The sequence below is a fragment of the Anaerococcus sp. Marseille-Q7828 genome (assembly GCF_949769285.1).
Taxonomy (GTDB): Bacteria; Bacillota; Clostridia; order Tissierellales; family Peptoniphilaceae; genus Anaerococcus.
In genome coordinates, this window is the sequence record NZ_OX458331.1 from 1,449,300 (window position 1) to 1,467,347 (window position 18,048).

Below are 18,048 nucleotides of genomic sequence, written 5' to 3' on the forward strand. Positions count from 1 at the left end.
CGGTGGGGATGTAAGTTTTTCTCTTCCCACCTATACGCAATTATTAAACCCTAGGGTCTGCGTAGTCTTTGGTAGCCTGTTTATTTGACTATGATATTATATCACAGTTTTTTAATTTTGCAAATATTTTTATTATCTTTCTACTAGATCCATAGCTCTTTGTGGAGATAATTTTACACCAGGTCCCATTGTTGATGCAACAGTTACTGATCTTAGATATTTACCCTTAGCTGCTGCTGGCTTATCTTTTACAACTGCAGTAAGTAGTGCACGGATGTTTTCAGCTAATTTTTCATTACCAAATGAAACTTTTCCTGTTGGAACGTGGATTAGGTTTGCTTTGTCAGTTCTGTATTCTACTTTACCAGCTTTTACTTCTGCGATAGCTTGTTTAACATCCATTGTTACTGTTCCAGTTTTTGGGTTTGGCATCATACCTTGTGGTCCAAGGATTCTTGCAACTCTACCAACTGTAGCCATCATATCTGGTGTTGCTATTACAACGTCAAAGTCTAACCAGTTTTCTTTTTGGATTTTTTCTGCTAGTTCTGCTCCACCTGCGTAGTCTGCACCAGCTTCGATTGCTTCGTCAATTCTATCTTCCTTTACGAAAGCAAGGATTTTTTGTGTTTTACCTGTTCCGTGTGGAAGAATGATTGTACCACGTACTTGTTGGTCAGCGTGTCTGCTATCTACACCAAGTTTTAAGTGAAGTTCTACTGTCTCGTCAAATTTAGCTTTTGCTGATTGTTCAACAATTTTTAGTGCTTCTTCTAATTCGTATTCTTTTGTAGAATCATAAGCTTTTTTTGATTCTAGATATTTTTTTCCTCTTTTTGCCATTTAATTCCTCCTTAGTGGTTAGCGAGTTACCTCTCCCACTAGTCTTCTACTGTGACTCCCATACTTCTTGCTGTTCCAGCTATCATGCTAACTGCAGCGTCTAGGCTTGCTGCGTTAAGATCTTGCATTTTTGTGTTTGCAATTTCTTCTAGTTGTGCACGTGTGATTTTACCAACTTTGTTTTTGTTTGGTTCACCAGATCCCTTGTTAAGGTTGATAGCTTTTTTGATTAATACTGGTGCTGGTGGTGTTTTTGTTATGAACTTAAAGCTTCTATCCGTAAATACTGTTAGTTCTACCGGTATTATCATTCCAGCTTGGTCGGCTGTTTGTGAATTAAATGCTTGCACGAAGTCCATGATGTTGATTCCGTGAGGACCTAATGCTGTACCTACTGGTGGTGCTGGAGATGCTGCTCCTGCTGGTACTTGTAATTTTACTACTGCTTGTACTTCTTTATCTGCCATATTTTACCTCCTTGTGGTCGTATCGGGGGATTACCCTCCCACTGTTGACAGTTAGTAACTAGATTGTTTCAATATCTGAATATTCAAGATCGATTGATGTATCCCTACCAAAGATATCTACAAAGGCTTTGATAGTTTGTTTCTCCTTGTCAATCTCTGTAACTCTTCCTACAAAGTCCTTGAATGGACCTGCAATGATATTTACATCGTCTCCCACATTTACGTCTATGTCTAGGACTACCTTCTCTTCTTTGACACCAAACTTTCTCACTTCTTGTGGTGTTAGTGGAACAGGTTTCCTATCTGGACCTACAAAGCCTGTAACTCCTTGGGTATTTCTGATGATATACCAGCTTTTGTTGGTGATATTCATCTTTACCATTACGTATCCTGGGAATAATTTTCTAGTTTTTACTTTTTTCTGATCGTTTTTAATCTCTACGTATTCTTCTGTTGGCACTGTTACATCGACTATATCTGGGTTTTGTTCGTTTTCGATCATTGATCTAATCTTATCACAAACCCTGTTTTCATAGCCGGTATAGGTATGGACTACATACCATTTTGCCTTATCGTTAGATTCTTCTGTTTCTACAGTATCTTCTACTGTATTTTCTTCTAAAGATTCATTTTTATCTGACATATGTCACCTAAATAATAAATCCTAATAGGAAAGCAAACAATTTGTCTAGTAAGTAAATAACTACACCAGTGATAGCACTGATTAATAGTACTAGGCCTGTGTATTGAAAAGTGATTTCCTTACTTGGCCATTGGATTTTTTTTCTTTCCTTTTTAGTAGATGCGAAAAATCCTTCGTTTTTCTTAGCCTTAGCCATTTCTTGCTCCTATTTTGTTTCTTTGTGAACTGTATGTTTTTTACAGAAAGGACAATATTTTCTAAGTTCTAATCTTTCTTGATTAGTCTTTTTGTTTTTTGTGGTATCGTAGTTTCTGTTTTTGCATTCAGTACATGCTAACTTAACTTTATCTGCCATTCAAACACCTCCTATATTTTATACGGATATTTCCTACAAGTGAATATAATACCTTGTAATGGACTATTTGTCAACAGTATTTTCTTCTAATTTTTGGTAAAATTCGATTCTTTTCTTAAGAAGAAATTCTCTTATGTCTTCCATATCGTGGTTTGAATAAGTTTGGTCCATATATTCTATTATAATATCTTCTATGTCAGGCAGAATAAATACTCCCTCGTCATACATCTTGCCAAGGAAATTATCATCCCTATCATAGTAGACTTCTGGTGGGTAATCTTCTAGTTTGCTGGTATCAAAGCTTATAAAGCTTTCCTTAGTATAGACCCTACCATGGCTAACTAGGACACACTCTTTGGGATTTATTTCACGTTCTGTTTTATAATCTCTCATCTAGAGGGCCAATCCAAGATTAACCATTTCATCTTTAATTTGATTTGCATAAGTTTCTGCAAGCTCATTTGTACTTGCCTCAACCATAACCCTAATGAGTGGTTCTGTACCAGATGCCCTTACCAAAACCCTACCAGAATCTCCAAGTTCTTTGGTAATCTGATCGATTTTTGCATTTAGCTTTTCATTGGATAGACTTTCTTCTTTATCTTTAACCCTTACATTTACTAGAACTTGTGGGTAGATTTTAAGGTCTCTTGTTAGGGATTTTAGGTCAGTTTTTTGATCAATCATAGCTTCCATGATTCTAAGTGATGTTAAGATTCCATCGCCTGTGTTGGCGTATTTGGAAAATATTATATGTCCAGATTGTTCTCCACCTAATTCTAATCCTTGTTCATCCATGGCTAGGTGAACGTATTTGTCCCCTACTTTGGTTTTTACATAGTCTATGCCTATATTATCCAAAGCCTTGTATAGACCGATATTTGACATAATAGTAGTTGCTATGGTATTACTTTCTAGTTTTCCCTCATCTTTTAAGTGTTTACCACATATATAAAGGATAGCATCGCCATCAACTACATTTCCATCTGAGTCAACTGCTATACACCTATCTGCATCTCCATCAAAGGCAAAGCCTATGTCAAGCTTATTTTCTCTAACAAATTTTTGCATATATTCTATGTGGGTTGATCCAGCATCTACATTTATGTTAAAACCATTTGGTCTGTCGTTTATTACATAGGTATCAGCACCAAGTGCATCATATACAGGTTTTGCTATGGTAAAGCTTGCTCCATTAGCACAATCTAGACCAACTTTTATGCCTTCAAAGGACTTATCTACAGTTTGGATTAGAAAGGCAATATATCTATTACGGCCACCTATGAAGTCTACTGTCCTACCTATCTTATCTCCTTGGGCTAGTGGTATATCCTCGATGTCAGCATCTATGTATGCTTCCAATTCTTCCAAGAATTCATCTTCCATTTTTTCACCCTTGGAATTTATTATCTTGATACCATTGTCTTGGTATGGATTGTGGCTTGCAGTGATCATTACACCACAATCAAAATCTTCACTTCTTACTATATATGATACAGAAGGAGTTGTTGTAACGTGGAGCAGGTGGGCATTTGATCCAGATGAGGTTATACCAGCTGCAAGTGCATCTTCGAACATATAAGAAGAACGTCTGGTGTCCTTACCTATAACAATCTTGCCGGCAAAACCCTTGTCTTTGTTGAAGTAGTCTCCCAAAAATCTTCCGATTTTAAAAGCATGGTAGACATTCAAATCCTTGTTTGCCTCTCCCCTAAATCCATCAGTTCCAAAATATTTCATATTTCCTCCAATAATTTAAATGACATATTTTATATCATTAATATTATACACTTAAGCTGGCCTATGAAAACATAATGGTTAAATTTATAGTACTTAGGGTAAAAGTCACTTGAGGTGATATTATGAATATAAATGAATTAAATAATGAAAAATTATATATAGATGGCCAATTTGTAGACGCATCAAGCGGAGAATTCATTGATGTAGAAAATCCTGCAACAGAAGAAATCATAGCAAAGATTCCTTCTGCAAGCAAAGAAGATATAGACAAAGCTTGTAATGCAGCCTATGAGGCCTTCAAAACTTACTCAAAGACTAGCCTTGATGAGAGAATTGCCTATATGGAAAAGCTAAAGGATTGGATAGTTAATCACCAAGATAACTTTGACGAGATTATCCTCCTAGAGCTTGGTATTCCAAAACACATAGGTCACGATTCTCAAGTCAAAACTCAAATCGAACGAATCGAAACTTTTATAAAAGAAGTTAAAAATATCAAAACAGAAGAAGAATATGAAGGCGGACTTTTACTACGTGAACCAATTGGTGTAGTAGCATCAATCACCCCATGGAACTACCCACTCGGACAAATCGTTCAAAAAGTAATCCCTGCCCTCTTGTCAGGCTGTACAGTTGTTCAAAAACCAGCAACTGCAACCCCACTAACAGCTTACCTATTTACCAAGGCCCTAGATGAAATTGGACTTCCAAAGGGAGTATTTAACCTAATCACAGGCCAAGGTTCTGAGGTTGGAGATGTCCTAAACAAGCATCCAAAAGTAGCCATGGTTTCATACACTGGATCTATAAAAGGTGGTGGCCAAGCAGCAGGCCTTGCTATGGAATCTGCCAAAAAAGTTGTCCTAGAACTAGGTGGCAAGTCCCCAGCAGTATTCTTAAAGGGAGCTGACATTAAAAAGGGTGTCAAACAAGTCCTAGACACAGTTTATAGAAATGTAGGCCAAACCTGTTCCTGCTTATCTCGTGCTGTAGTTGTTGAAGAAATTTATGATCAAGTAGTAGAAGAATTCAAAAAACAATATGAAAATTATCCGGCAGGAGATCCAAGAGAAGAAAGCACTGTAGTAGGCCCACTATCCAGCCGAAAGCAATTTGAAAGAGTTCAAAAATACGTAAATATCGGTCTTGACGAAGGCGCTAATCTTCTAAAAGGAGAAGCCATAGAAAAGAATGGCTCTGGATATTTTGTAAAACCAGTAATATTTACAGATGTTAAGCCTGGTATGACTATCCACGATGAAGAAATCTTTGGACCAGTCCTTTCAATTATCAAGGTTAAAGATAAAAATGAAGCCATAGAAGTAGCAAATGCAGTAGAATACGGCCTATCTTCAGCGGTATTTGGCGAAGATGATGAAGCCTTGGAAGTTGCAAGAGAAATTAGAGCTGGCGAATGCTATGTAAATGGCGGAGCTAAAGGCCCTAACCTACCATTTGGTGGCTACAAACAATCTGGAGTCGGCAGAGAAGGCGGCATCCACGGTCTATTAGAATACTACGAACTTAAATCAGTTTATAAAAAATAAATCCTAAAAACGAAGTCCTAAGCAGGAAAATCCAGTAAAATTATTATCTATAATCGCAAGCTCGTTCAAATCAATAATACGGTTTTATAAAATCACCAATTTGGAAACCAAAAGATTTTACCTATTCCTTGCAAGGGACTTTTGTTTAAGAAGGGCTTTGGCTCTTCTTTTTTTATTTTAGAAATTTGATATACTAGACTTATGAGAAAATTAGATTACATACCAAAAACAAAAATAAAAATGATACATGTAGATAAGTCTTATTCCTTTGGCATAGATTCAATACTGCTGATGGATTTTGCCAAGATGAGGTCTGGTAAAACATTGATAGATATAGGAGCAGGATCTGGAATCCTTGCCCTTGGGGCCAATAGCCTTTATAATTTGAGGGAAGTTATGGCAATAGAAATCCAAGAAGAAAAGGCAAGGCTTCTAGAAGAAAATATCGCCCTAAATAATCTTAATAATATAAAAGTGATTAACGATGATTTAAATAATGTAGAAATTGCAGAAAATTCCTACGATTACATCATCACCAATCCCCCATATTACAAGATTTGTGATAATATATCCAACAAAAGTGAGGAATTTCTAATCTCTCGCCAGGAAAAATATCTCAAACTTAACGATATATTCAAATTTGCCAACAAGAGTCTAAAGGATAGGGGAAAATTATTTATGATTCACAAACCAGAACGCATGGTTGATATATTTACTCAATCCGGCAATTTAAAGGCCAAAAGAGTCCGCTTTGTCTCTTCCACTTACGATAAAAAACCAGAATTTATCCTCATAGAATTTGTAAAGAATGCAAATGACGGTCTAAAAATTGAAAAACCCTTGATTATCTACGAAGATGGTCAATATAGCCAAGAAGTTAAAGAAATAAACGGCATAGAAGAATAAATTATTTTAAAGGAGTTTATATGGACTATCAAATATACTTTATCCCAACACCTATTGGAAATCTTGAAGATATGACCATTAGAGCTATCAACACCCTAAAGGAAGTAGACATTATCGCCTGCGAAGATACCAGAGAAAGCAGGAAGCTATTAGATTATTTTGATATAAAAAAAGAACTCACTTCCTACCATAAGTTTAATGAACTAGCAAAAAGTGAAGAAATAATTGAAAATTGCAAAAATGGTATGACCTATGGAATAATCACCGACCAAGGAATGCCAGGTATCTCGGACCCTGGCCATATACTGATCAAAAAATGCCAAGAATTTGGCATAAGATACACTATTTTGCCAGGAGCAAGCTCAATACTCACAGCACTCGTTGGCTCGGGTATAGAAAACAATTCCTTTATTTATTACGGATTTATTCCCAAAAAACAAGGGGACAAAGAAAAACTCTACCAGGAGCTAAAAGAGCAGACTCGCACTAGTATTTTATTTGACACTCCCCACAACATAGGAAAAACTATAGAAGATTTTAAGAAAATTTTCCCAGAAAGAAAACTTTGCATAGCCCGAGAGCTTACAAAGAAATTCGAAGAATATTATATAGAAGAAATCAGCAAAATTAACATAGACGAATTGACCTTGAAGGGTGAATTTGTCCTAGTCTTATCGGGAGGAGAAGAAATAAAAAATCAATCTATAGAAGATTTTGAAGGGGAAATAAAAGCCTATATCAAACAAGGTCTTCGCACCAAAGAGATTACAAAGATTATAAAAAATAAGTCTTCCTTTAATAAGAATGAAATATATGAATATGTTTTGACTTTATCAAAATAAAATGATAGAAGCAAATAATAAAGGCCAAGCTAATATTTCCTGCTTGAGCCTTTATTTTTTAATTAATCGTATTTTTACTATCTCCTGTTTCCAAGACTTCTACTACTGCATTTAATGCGTATTTGACTTGGTTTTCTAGGGATGTATTGGTCAGATATGTTATGTGAGGATAGTAGTCGACCCTATCATTTGACAAAAGCCTGTCAATAATATCATCTTGGTAGTTTGGGTCTTTTTTGCCATTTATAACTTTCTCATTTTCATAGACATCAAGGCCAGCAAAGGCAATCTTTCCACTATCAATGGCTTCGAGCAAGTCTTCTGTATTGATAAGACCTCCCCTAGCCGAATTAAATATCATTGCTCCATCTTTCATCTTGACAAAAGCTTTTTTATCAAAGAAATGATAGTTTTCCTCTGTAAGAGCTGAATGAATTGTTATGATATCTGACTTTTCAAAAAGCTCATCATAGGAAGATAAAAATGTCACTCCATCAATATCTTTTTTGCCACGAGAGCTGTAAGTAACTACATTTGCTCCAAAGGACTTTGCAATCTTTGCTACATCTTGCCCAATTCTTCCAAGGCCATAGATGCCCAAAGTCTTGCCCTTAAATGTTTGTCCTAGGATATTTGCCTTTTGCCTATAGTCATTATCCCTTAAGTTTTTTTGAATTTCTTTATCTTTCTTTAGTGCCTTTAGTATCATCATTATGGTAAATTCCGCTATAGATTCTGGAGAATAGTCTGGAACATTAGTTATGATGATGTCATTTTCCCTTGCTTTTTCAAGGTCAAAGATATTATAGCCTACAGATGTTAAGGCAATCTGCTTGATACCTAGTCCATGTAATTTCTCGTAAATAGAATTGTCAAAGTTTTTGGGTAAGGTCATTGCAAGGCCATCGTAATCAGCCAATATATCCAAATTATCTGGGCTGAGTTTCTCGTCAATTATATCAACTTTTATCTTATTTTCATTTTCCCACTCCTTGACATAGTCATAGGCAAGGTGGTGGGTTTTAAAAAATGCTATTTTCATATTTTCACCTCATATATAGGATATCTACCCAATTTATAGCAAAATAAAAAGAACCCTAGGGTCCTTTAAAATTTTATTATTTCTTTTTTCTGTTTTTTCTTTTAGCAGCGTCATTTTTTTTCTTTCTGATAACGCTTGGTTTTTCGTAGTGTTCTCTTCTTCTGTATTCAGAAAGTACACCGGATCTTGCGCATTGTCTTTTGAATCTTTTAATTGCACTATCGATTGATTCGTTTTCTCCAACTCTGATCTCTGTCATCTCTATCCCCCCTCTCGTATAACACAATTTTTTCAATATTCTAAGTTACAAATCAGCCTGGTGGCCAGTTAAATGATCTGCCGCCTAGTACATGAAAATGCAAGTGAGGAACGCTTTGTCCCCCTTCTTCGCCGATGTTTGTGACAACTCTGTAGCCTTCTAGGCCTTTATCTTTGGCAAGTTTTGCTATAGTTAGCATAATTTGGCTTATAAGAGCACTGTCAGCTTCATCAAGCGTAGCTAAACTTGTTATGTGCTTTTTTGGTATAACAAGAAAATGGATAGGTGCTTGTGGATCTAGATCATTAAATGCAATTAAATTTTCATCTTCGTAGATCGCCTCAGTAGGAATTTCTCCTGCTGCAATCTTGCAAAATACACAATCCATACTTCACCCCCATTGCTATATATAATACCACAAGAAAAAATCTCAGTCAACAAAATATTGATAAATAGACATCTAAAAATTTAAACTATTTCTCCTACAAGTTCGCCTTTTATAATATCTGTTATTTTAACACTTGCTATAGTATTGGCAGGTATATGGTTTCTGACATTTACCTTTAGATAATTTGTAGAATATCCTCCAGAGTACCCCTCTAGGTCAGATTTAGATTCTATTAAGACTTCTAGGACTTTACCTATTTGTTCTTCTAAAAAGGCCATCCTGTTTTTCTCTTCGATTTTCTCTAGTTCGTGGAGTCTTTGCTTTTTGATATTGCCATCAACTTGGCCAGTCATTTTAGCAGCCCTTGTGCCTTCTCTTGGCGAATATTTGAAAAGGTGAGTTTTGGCAAATTTAATCTCATCTACAAAGTCCATGGTTTCTTCGTGGTTTTCTTGGCTTTCTCCAGGAAAGCCTACGATTATATCTGTTGTAAGTCCAGCATTTGGGAAGACTTCTCTTATGAGGTCTACTTTTTCCTTATATATTTTCCTATCGTACTTGCGGTTCATTGCCTTAAGAATATCGTCAGAACCTGATTGTAGGGATAGGTGGAAGTGGTCGCATGCCTTGCCTGTAGCTTTCATTCTTTCTAGGAAATCTAGGCTTATATGTCTTGGTTCCATAGATGAAAGTCTGATACGCTCTATTCCTTCAACACTTGCCACAGCTTCTATGACATCTATGAGTGTAATGTCACTATCAAAGTCCTTGCCGTAGCTTGCTACGTGGATTCCTGTTAGGACTATTTCCTTAAAACCATTATCAGCAAGCCTTTTTGTCTCTTCTACTATAGAATCTATATCACGGCTTACAATGTTGCCCCTAGCATAAGGTATTAGACAATATGAGCAATACATATTGCAACCATCTTGGATTTTTATATAGGCCCTGGTCATTTCTGTTTGGTTTGATATCTCTAGCTCTTCGTAAGTTTTAGTTTCTGATGGAGCTATGATTTTATCAATAGCATCTTTATTTTGAAGTATGTCTTCGCATAGGTCTACGACCTCTTCCTTGTTGCGAGATCCTAGTACTATATCAACGCCTTCGATTTCTGCCACTTCTTCTGGTTTCACTTGTGAGTAGCAACCCATTACAGCAACTATGGCATTTGGGTTGTCGCGACGAGCTTTGGATATCATTTGCCTTGACTTTCTATCGCTCATATTGGTCACAGTGCAGGTGTTTATTACGTATATATCTGCATTTGTTTGGGCTTTTTCATAGCCTTTTTGTAAAAATAGTTCTTCTACTGCTTCTGATTCGTATTGGTTTACCTTACATCCTAGTGTAATGATGTTAAATGTGTTTGCCATTAATCAAATAAATCCTTTAGTTTTTCGAAGAAGCCTTTCTCGTGCTCTTTTACTTCTGCACCTACAGTATTGGCGTAGGCCTTGAGGGCTTCTTTTTGTTCGCTGTTAAGATTTTCTGGAGTTAGGACTTTTACATAGAAATACAAGTCGCCTGTTCTATTAGTCCTTGCATCTGTAATTCCTTGTTTTTTGACCTTAAACTTAGTGCCTGTCTGAGTGCCAGCTGGTATATCAAAAGGCATTTTTTCCTTAAGAGTTGGTATTTCGATTTCGCCTCCTAGGGCAGCTGTTGGGAAAGATATTGGCATATCGTAGTAAATGTCTAGGCCATCGCGTTTGAATATGTCATGTTCTTCGACATGCATGATGACATATAAGTCCCCATTTGGCCCACCATTGTAGCCGGCATCTCCCTTGTTTGAAACACGCATAACATTATTTGTTTCAACACCTGATGGGATTTCAATCTTAATTCTCTCGCTTTTTTGAATCCTACCTTCCCCGTGGCAATTCCTACATGGTTCTTCTATGACCTTGCCTGTTCCATGGCATTGATCACAGGTAACAGTCCTACTCATTCTACCAAAAGGTGTTTGGCTAACTTGGTTTATAACACCTTGGCCATTACATTTTGAACAAGTATGGATGGAGTTTTCGTCTTCTGCACCTGTTCCCCCACAAGTTGGGCATATTTCTTCCCTGCGGACTTGGATTTCCTTATCAACTCCAAAGGCAGCTTCTGCAAAAGTTAGATTTACAACTTGTTGGATATCGGCGCCCTTAGTAGGTCTGTTTGTCTGTTGGCTTCCTGCTCCAGAAAATAAATCTGTAAACAAGTCTCCAAACAAGTCTCCAAAGCCTCCAGTAAATCCACCAGAATAGCCTCCACCACCATTGGTAAAGGCAGCTTCGCCAAATCTGTCGTATTGGGCTCTTTTTTCCTTATCTGATAGGATTTCATATGATAAAGTTGCTTCTTTGAACTTTTGTTCTGCTTCACTATCTCCCGGATTTAGGTCAGGGTGATATTTCTTGGCAAGTTTTCTATATTCTCTTTTAATCTCATCTGCTGTGGCATCTCGGCTTACGCCAAGCACTTCATATGGATCTTGCATTTTTCCTCCACTATTTAGACTTAAAAAAAGCTATTTCATTATGAAATAGCCTTTTTATTTACTTATTATACTCAAGCTATATTTATTTGCTAATATTATTCTTCATCCTCATCGATTACTTCATAGTCAGCATCAACTACGTCTTCGTCAGCGCTTGCTTGTTCTGCGCCTTGGGCATTTGCTTGGTACATCTTTTCGCTCATTGAATAGATTGTGTTTTGTAGTTCTTCTGTTTGAGCTTTGATTGCTTCAGTATCATTTGAATTGATAGCTTCTTCTAGTTTGTTGATTTTTGCTTCGATTTCGTCTTTTTCAGCACCTTCGATTTTGGCATCTTCTAGTGTCTTACGAGCTTGGTAAACTAGGCTTTCTGCATTGTTCTTTGTATCGATGTCTTCTTTTTTCTTCTTATCTTCTTCAGCAAATTGTTCAGCTTCTTTTACTTTTCTGTCGATTTCTTCGTCAGTTAAGTTTGAGCTTGATGTGATTGTGATCTTTTGTTCTTTACCTGAACCTTGGTCTTTTGCTGTTACATTTACAATACCGTTAGCATCTATATCAAATGTTACTTCGATTTGTGGAACACCACGTCTTGCTGCTGGGATTCCTGTTAGTTGGAAACGTCCAAGTGTTGTATTGTCTGCTGCCATTTCACGTTCACCTTGAACTACGTGGATGTCTACTTCTGTTTGTCCATCTGCTGCAGTTGTAAATACTTGAGATTTCTTTGTTGGAATTGTTGTATTTCTTTCGATAAGTTTTGTTGCAACTCCACCTAGGGTTTCGATACCAAGTGATAGTGGTGTAACGTCTAGTAATAGTAAGTCTTTTACTTCACCTGTAAGAACTCCACCTTGGATAGCTGCACCTAGAGCTACTGATTCATCTGGGTTGATATCTCTTTGTGGTTCTTTGCCTATGATGTTTTTAACAAGTTCTTGAACTGCTGGGATTCTTGTAGATCCACCAACAAGTAATACTTTTTCTACATCACTTGCAGCTAGTCCTGCATCTTTTAGTGCGTCATTTACTGGTCCTCTTGTTGCTTCTACTAGGTCTTTTGTAAGTTCATCAAATTTAGCACGTGATAAAGATATATCCAAGTGAACTGGTTGGCCATCAACAGCTGTAATAAATGGTAGGTTTACATTTGTTGTCATTGTTGATGATAGTTCTTTCTTAGCCTTTTCAGCAGCATCTTTTAGTCTTTGCATAGCTGTTAGGTCTTTTGTTAAGTCTACGCCAGTTTCTTTTTTGAATTCACTTGCTAGGTAATCTACTACTTTGTTGTCAAAGTCGTCTCCACCTAGTTTGTTATTACCACGAGTTGAAAGTACTTCAAATACTCCATCTCCAACTTCAAGTATTGAAACGTCGAATGTACCACCACCAAGGTCGTATACCATGATTTTTGCTTGGTCGTGTTCTTTATCTAGACCGTATGCAAGAGAAGCTGCAGTTGGTTCGTTGATGATTCTATCTACTGTAAGACCTGCAATCTTTCCAGCGTCTTTTGTTGCTTGTCTTTGAGCATCTGTAAAGTAAGCTGGTACTGTGATTACTGCATTTGTTACTGTGTCGTTTAAGTATTTTTCAGCATCTGATTTTAATTTTTGTAAAATCATAGCAGAAATTTCTTCTGGTGAATATTTTTTGCCGTCAATTTCAGCTGTTTTGAAATCAGAACCCATTTCTCTTTTGATAGAAGAAATTGTTCTATCTGGGTTTGTTATAGCTTGTCTTTTTGCTGTTTCTCCAACTAATCTTTCTCCGTCTTTTGAGAAAGCTACAACTGATGGAGTTGTTCTATTACCTTCGCTGTTTGGGATTATTACTGGGCTACCACCCTCCATAACAGCTACTGCTGAGTTTGTTGTACCTAAGTCAATTCCTATAATTTTTGCCATATTAATTAGCCTCCTATTTTGCTACCTTAACCATTGCAGGTCTTATTACTCTATCGTTTAACTTATAACCTTTTTGAAAAGTTTCTATTATATGATCGCTTTCTACAGTGTCTGATTCTTCTGATAAAACTGCTTGGTGAACATTGTAATCAAAAACTTCACCATCAGATGGGATTACTTCTAAGCCTTCGTTTTCAAGGATCTTTAGCATCTCGTCACGAGTCATAACCACACCCTTTATAAGTGGGTCATCTTCGCTTGCACTTGCTATAGCCCTATCAAAGTTGTCCAAAACTGGCAAGAGCTTTTCTACTAAGTTGGAACAAGCGTACTTTTTAAAGTCAGCCTTGCTAGCTTCTTCTCTTTGCTTATAATTTGTAAAATCAGCTAGAAGTCTTTGGTACTTGTCCTTAAATTCATTGAAGTCTTCCTCAATAACTTCTTCGCTAATTTCCTCATCTTCATCTTCTACTATTTCAGCTTCGATTACTTCTTCATCATCGCTATCTTCTATGATTTCTTCTTCTAAATTCTCGTCTAAATTTTCATTTTTTATTTTGTCATTATCCACTACAAACTCCTTTATTTATTAAGCAAATCTGATATCATTATTATATTTGATATCACATCCAGGTAATTAAGTCTGGTAAGGCCAACCACTCCAATGTGGCCAACTACTTCATCATTGACCTTAAAATATGATGTGATGATAGTATTATCCTTAAGCTCATCTAGGCCATTTTCATAACCTATAGAAACATATAGATTATTGTAGTTTCTATCGGCAATAATCTTATTTACCCTATCCTTGCTATCAAATAACTTAATAAACTCACGTGCCTTAGATAAATCTTCATACTCTTTAAAGTTGAAGATATTGCCTAAGCCCTCAATTTGAACATCTCTTTCTGCGTCATTGTAAGATTTGCCCTCAAGTCTTCTATGGATATTATCCATAAGATCCCTATACTCACTTAAAAGATTATCTTCAAGTTTCTTTAGGTTTTCGTTAACATTTTTAATATCAGATCCCACTAAAGTGTCGTTTAGGACATTGTTAATAAATATGAGTTCGTCAGTTGATATTTCATAATCTAAGTGGATTATTTCATTTAATATCAATCCGTTGTCAAAGACTGCCACAAGCAATACTTGATTGCTAGAAAGTCTTATCAACTCCATATTATTTATTTTCTTGATTTGGTTTTTTAATGTGACTGATACTGCGGTCAAATTTGTAAGATCGGCTAGTATCTTAGTTGCAGTCTCAACAATGTCAGATGCATTGTGATATCTTTTATCCAATAGACTTATCATCCTGTCACTTCGATTAGGGCGGATATTTTCATTAAGTTCATTTGCCAGTATATAGTCAACAAATAACCTATAGCCCTTATCCGAAGGAAGCCTGCCGCTTGATGTGTGGGCTTTTTCTATAAAACCCATCTTCTCAAGAGCGCTCATCTCATTTCTAATTGTTGCAGGTGAAATATTCATATTGTATTCATCAGCCAAAGATTTTGAACCAATAGGCTCGCCGTCTATGATGTAAGAGTTTATGATAGAGAATAATATTTTCAGCTTCCTATCATTCATTTTATCTCCTTTTAGCACTCATTACTGTCGACTGCTAATAATAGTATACTAGCTAATCACCCCCTGTCAAGCAAATAAAATTAAATTATAAGTCTATAGAATTCATTGGATAAATTCATACCCTTTTGGCTAAATTTGAAGTTTTCATCTATGACAAAAAAGTCATCATCTATGAATTGATCAATTTCCTTTTCATAAGTATGCAAAAAATAATGACCAAATAATTTTTTGAAATCTGCTAGATTTATACCCGACACCTCTCTTAGTTTAAAAATTATATATTCCTTTTCCCTATCTTCCTTATCTATATAGGAAATCTCATCAATCGGAAGCTTTCCCTCATTAATCTTTTGCCCATAGTGAATAAAGTTTCTAGTATTGGTGTACCTGTAGTTTGTAAGGTAGCCCGATCCACTCATACCAAAAGCAATATATCCCTTACCTTCCCAGTATTTTTTGTTGTGGTAAGATTCATGGCCTTTCTTGGCAAAATTTGATATCTCATAGCGCTTAAGACCAAAAGAATCAAGTTCTTCTATAATTTCTTCAAATATATCAACTTCATCATCATCGTCCATCAAATCGAGCTTGCCCTTTTTATCCAAGGCATAAAATCTAGATCCCTCTTCTAAGATAAGTGAATACCAAGAAATATGTTCAGGAGAAATCTTTTTAACCATTTCCAGGTCATTTTTAACTGACTTATAATCTTGCTTTGGAAGATTTAGCATGAGGTCAAAGGATAAGTTGTCAAATCCAGCATCCCTAATCACATCTATATCTTTTAGGGCAATTTCTGCTGTATGATTTCTGCCAATTTCTCTTAAGACTTCATCGTCAAAAGACTGGACACCAAGTGAAATCCTATTGATACCAAGATCCTTATAGATTGCTAGTTTTTCCTTAGATATAGAGTTTGGATTACATTCTATGGTAAATTCTTTTAAGTCGCTTATTTTAAATTTTCTTACTTCATCTATAATCTCTTTTATATATACGGGATCTATATAAGAAGGGGTCCCACCTCCAATATATATGGAATCAATATCCACACTAAGCCTTTCTTGGTAAAGATTTATTTCTTTTTTCAAATTTTTAATATAGGAATCAATCCTAGCATCCACATTCATATAGGCACAAAAGTCACAATAATAGCACTTTTTTGGGCAAAATGGTATGTGTATATAGCATCCAACTTTTTCCATAATAACTCCTTTTTTCATAAAAAATATACTAGTTTAAATAAATTTATCTATTATAATAAGAAAGGCTAATATGTGATATACTTTAATCAAAGAAACAAAGGGGATACATATGGCAAAAAAAGTTCTAATCATAGAAGATGACAATGACATTAATAATATAATTTCTGAAGTCTTGACAAAAAATGACTTTGCTTGTAAGAAAGTTTATTCTGGTACAGAAGCTCTCATATATATTAAGGAGGATTTTGACTTATTTATCCTAGACCTAATGCTACCAGGACTAGCTGGGGAGAAAGTCATAGAAGAAATAAAAAAAGTGACCAACGCTCCTGTCTTAATCCTATCGTCAAAAGATTCTATGGACTCAAAACTCGCCCTACTAAGGGGTGGAGCCGATGATTATATGACCAAGCCCTTCAACCTAGAAGAACTCCTTGCCAGGGTCAATATCCTTACAAAAAGAAGTGAACATTCTGGTCAAAATCTAACCTACAAATCCCTAAGGCTAGATACTGATAACTACCAAGCTTATGTTGATGATAAGGCTCTTTCTCTAACAAAAACAGAATTTAGAATCCTAGAACTATTAATTTCAAATCCAAATCAAGTATTTACTAAAGAAAATTTATATGAATATAGCCAAGGAGACTATTATCTTCCTACAGATAATTCTATAAACGTTCATATATCTAATCTTAGAAAAAAGATTAAAAAATACACCAAGGAAGATTATATTGAAACGGTTTGGGGAATAGGATTTAAACTTGCAAAATAGTTATTTTTAAGCCATCATTATGATGGTTTTTTTAATCTTTATGATTTCTTTAAACTTTATATATGCTTTGTTAATAATTTTCATATATTATATAGATAGACAAAGATAGATACTTTTGAAAGGAGCGATTATGAATCCAATAGTACAGACAAAAAACTTATGCAAAACTTTTGGCAATTACAAGGCTGTAGACAATATATCTTTGACCATAAACCAAGGAGATATATATGGACTTATAGGAAAAAATGGTGCTGGTAAAACTACTTTTATGAAGATGATTGCTAATTTATCGAAACCTACTTCGGGAACTTATCAAATATTTTCTAATCCTTACGAGGACAATAAGATAAGTCAAAGAAGACTATCAGCTCTGATAGAAAATGTAGGATCTTACCCTACCATGACAGCCTACGATAATATGCTACTTAAAGGTAAGTCCCTAGGACTAGTAGGCGATAAGTACATATATGAAACTCTAGACTTGTTAGGACTTGGAAATGTTGGCAAGAAAAAGATCAAAGATTTTTCCCTCGGAATGAAACAAAGACTTGGCATATCCCTAGCCCTTGTTGGTAATCCAGATATAGTGGTTCTAGATGAACCAATAAACGGCCTAGATCCCCAAGGAATTATTGATATTAGAAACATAATAGCTAAGTTAAACAAAGAAAATAATATAACTTTTCTCATATCTTCACATATATTAGATGAACTAGGAAAGCTTGCAACAAATTTTGCTATCATAGACAAGGGATCTCTAGTAGCAAACTTTACAAAAAAAGAACTTGAAGAGTCCACCAAAGACAGGATAGAAGTCCTTACTGATGACCCCAAAAAGACTATACTTGCCCTAGATAAAGGACAAATCGGCCCATATAGAGTGCTTGATAATAATATGATTCATATATATGTAGATAGCAAATATACCAATGAGATAATCTCTTGCCTATATGAGGCTGGCATCAAGATTAATTATTTTAATGTTCACAATACTTCCTTGGAAGAATATTACATCAAATTATTGGAAAACAAAGGAGCCTAA

Annotated in this window: 21 protein-coding genes; 5 read left to right on the forward strand and 16 right to left on the reverse strand. The window is 35.6% G+C overall.

Translation table 11 applies throughout. The annotated features are described in order from the left end of the window. Positions 1 to 132: 132 nt before the first annotated feature. From rplA to glmM, 7 genes are all read right to left on the reverse strand, one after another. On the reverse strand, positions 133 to 843 hold the full coding sequence (gene rplA / locus QNH69_RS06915) for a 50S ribosomal protein L1 (protein WP_282929766.1): 711 nt from the start codon (positions 841 to 843) through the stop codon (positions 133 to 135). A gap of 38 nt (positions 844 to 881) precedes the next feature. After that, entirely contained in the window at positions 882 to 1,310 is a 429-nt protein-coding gene (gene rplK / locus QNH69_RS06920; protein ID WP_044566321.1) for a 50S ribosomal protein L11, read from the reverse strand. 58 nt (positions 1,311 to 1,368) lie between these two features. Continuing rightward, complete coding sequence (nusG, locus tag QNH69_RS06925) at positions 1,369 to 1,953, reverse strand: transcription termination/antitermination protein NusG (protein WP_282929767.1); 585 nt, start codon at positions 1,951 to 1,953, stop codon at positions 1,369 to 1,371. 7 nt (positions 1,954 to 1,960) lie between these two features. Beyond that, positions 1,961 to 2,149: a preprotein translocase subunit SecE gene (secE, locus tag QNH69_RS06930; RefSeq protein ID WP_282929768.1), complete on the reverse strand. Its 189-nt coding sequence runs from the start codon at positions 2,147 to 2,149 to the stop codon at positions 1,961 to 1,963. 9 nt (positions 2,150 to 2,158) lie between these two features. After that, positions 2,159 to 2,308, reverse strand: coding sequence for a 50S ribosomal protein L33 (rpmG, locus tag QNH69_RS06935; protein WP_044566325.1), 150 nt, complete (start codon positions 2,306 to 2,308; stop codon positions 2,159 to 2,161). Positions 2,309 to 2,371: 63 nt separating this feature from the next. Beyond that, the gene (locus QNH69_RS06940; RefSeq protein ID WP_282929769.1) at positions 2,372 to 2,701 is read right to left on the reverse strand and encodes an aspartate 1-decarboxylase (aspartate alpha-decarboxylase); all 330 of its coding nucleotides are present in this window, start codon (positions 2,699 to 2,701) and stop codon (positions 2,372 to 2,374) included. Beyond that, a complete protein-coding gene (gene glmM / locus QNH69_RS06945; RefSeq protein WP_282929770.1) occupies positions 2,702 to 4,048 on the reverse strand; it encodes a phosphoglucosamine mutase in 1,347 nt (448 codons plus the stop codon). 122 nt (positions 4,049 to 4,170) lie between these two features. Between glmM and QNH69_RS06950 the strand changes: the two genes are divergently transcribed. The 3 genes from QNH69_RS06950 (at position 4,171) to rsmI (ending at position 7,343) form a co-directional block, all read left to right on the forward strand. Next, a complete protein-coding gene (locus QNH69_RS06950; RefSeq protein WP_282929771.1) occupies positions 4,171 to 5,595 on the forward strand; it encodes an aldehyde dehydrogenase family protein in 1,425 nt (474 codons plus the stop codon). A gap of 201 nt (positions 5,596 to 5,796) precedes the next feature. Next, positions 5,797 to 6,501 (forward strand): methyltransferase, encoded by a 705-nt coding sequence (locus QNH69_RS06955; RefSeq protein ID WP_282929772.1) that lies wholly within the window; start codon positions 5,797 to 5,799, stop codon positions 6,499 to 6,501. 20 nt (positions 6,502 to 6,521) lie between these two features. After that, positions 6,522 to 7,343, forward strand: coding sequence for a 16S rRNA (cytidine(1402)-2'-O)-methyltransferase (gene rsmI / locus QNH69_RS06960; protein WP_282929773.1), 822 nt, complete (start codon positions 6,522 to 6,524; stop codon positions 7,341 to 7,343). 58 nt (positions 7,344 to 7,401) lie between these two features. Here the strand turns inward: rsmI and QNH69_RS06965 are convergent, their stop codons facing one another. The 9 genes from QNH69_RS06965 to hemW all read right to left on the reverse strand — a co-directional run bounded on the left by QNH69_RS06965 (position 7,402) and on the right by hemW (position 16,231). Further along, the gene (locus QNH69_RS06965) at positions 7,402 to 8,385 is read right to left on the reverse strand and encodes an NAD(P)-dependent oxidoreductase (RefSeq protein ID WP_282929774.1); all 984 of its coding nucleotides are present in this window, start codon (positions 8,383 to 8,385) and stop codon (positions 7,402 to 7,404) included. 76 nt (positions 8,386 to 8,461) lie between these two features. Beyond that, complete coding sequence (gene rpsU, locus QNH69_RS06970; protein ID WP_282929775.1) at positions 8,462 to 8,644, reverse strand: 30S ribosomal protein S21; 183 nt, start codon at positions 8,642 to 8,644, stop codon at positions 8,462 to 8,464. A gap of 52 nt (positions 8,645 to 8,696) precedes the next feature. Continuing rightward, the gene (locus QNH69_RS06975; protein ID WP_073997852.1) at positions 8,697 to 9,032 is read right to left on the reverse strand and encodes a histidine triad nucleotide-binding protein; all 336 of its coding nucleotides are present in this window, start codon (positions 9,030 to 9,032) and stop codon (positions 8,697 to 8,699) included. A gap of 80 nt (positions 9,033 to 9,112) precedes the next feature. Then, entirely contained in the window at positions 9,113 to 10,408 is a 1,296-nt protein-coding gene (gene mtaB, locus QNH69_RS06980) for a tRNA (N(6)-L-threonylcarbamoyladenosine(37)-C(2))-methylthiotransferase MtaB (RefSeq protein ID WP_282929776.1), read from the reverse strand. Then, the gene (dnaJ, locus tag QNH69_RS06985) at positions 10,408 to 11,523 is read right to left on the reverse strand and encodes a molecular chaperone DnaJ (protein ID WP_282929777.1); all 1,116 of its coding nucleotides are present in this window, start codon (positions 11,521 to 11,523) and stop codon (positions 10,408 to 10,410) included. The genes mtaB and dnaJ overlap by 1 nt, the downstream gene beginning before the upstream one ends. 95 nt (positions 11,524 to 11,618) lie before the next feature. Further along, positions 11,619 to 13,430 (reverse strand): molecular chaperone DnaK, encoded by a 1,812-nt coding sequence (dnaK, locus tag QNH69_RS06990; RefSeq protein WP_282929778.1) that lies wholly within the window; start codon positions 13,428 to 13,430, stop codon positions 11,619 to 11,621. A gap of 13 nt (positions 13,431 to 13,443) precedes the next feature. Continuing rightward, positions 13,444 to 14,001, reverse strand: coding sequence for a nucleotide exchange factor GrpE (grpE, locus tag QNH69_RS06995; RefSeq protein WP_044566988.1), 558 nt, complete (start codon positions 13,999 to 14,001; stop codon positions 13,444 to 13,446). Positions 14,002 to 14,012: 11 nt separating this feature from the next. After that, positions 14,013 to 15,026 carry a heat-inducible transcriptional repressor HrcA gene (hrcA, locus tag QNH69_RS07000; RefSeq protein ID WP_282929779.1) on the reverse strand — a complete coding sequence of 338 codons (1,014 nt, stop codon included), beginning with the start codon at positions 15,024 to 15,026 and terminating at the stop codon, positions 14,013 to 14,015. 80 nt (positions 15,027 to 15,106) lie between these two features. Further along, positions 15,107 to 16,231, reverse strand: coding sequence for a radical SAM family heme chaperone HemW (hemW, locus tag QNH69_RS07005; protein WP_282929780.1), 1,125 nt, complete (start codon positions 16,229 to 16,231; stop codon positions 15,107 to 15,109). Positions 16,232 to 16,340: 109 nt separating this feature from the next. On the opposite strand from hemW, the gene QNH69_RS07010 reads away from it, so the two are divergent. Both QNH69_RS07010 and QNH69_RS07015 read left to right on the forward strand, forming a co-directional pair. Then, positions 16,341 to 17,006, forward strand: a complete 666-nt coding sequence (locus QNH69_RS07010; protein ID WP_282929781.1) for a response regulator transcription factor — start codon at positions 16,341 to 16,343, stop codon at positions 17,004 to 17,006. Positions 17,007 to 17,136: 130 nt separating this feature from the next. Then, complete coding sequence (locus QNH69_RS07015) at positions 17,137 to 18,048, forward strand: ABC transporter ATP-binding protein (RefSeq protein ID WP_282929782.1); 912 nt, start codon at positions 17,137 to 17,139, stop codon at positions 18,046 to 18,048.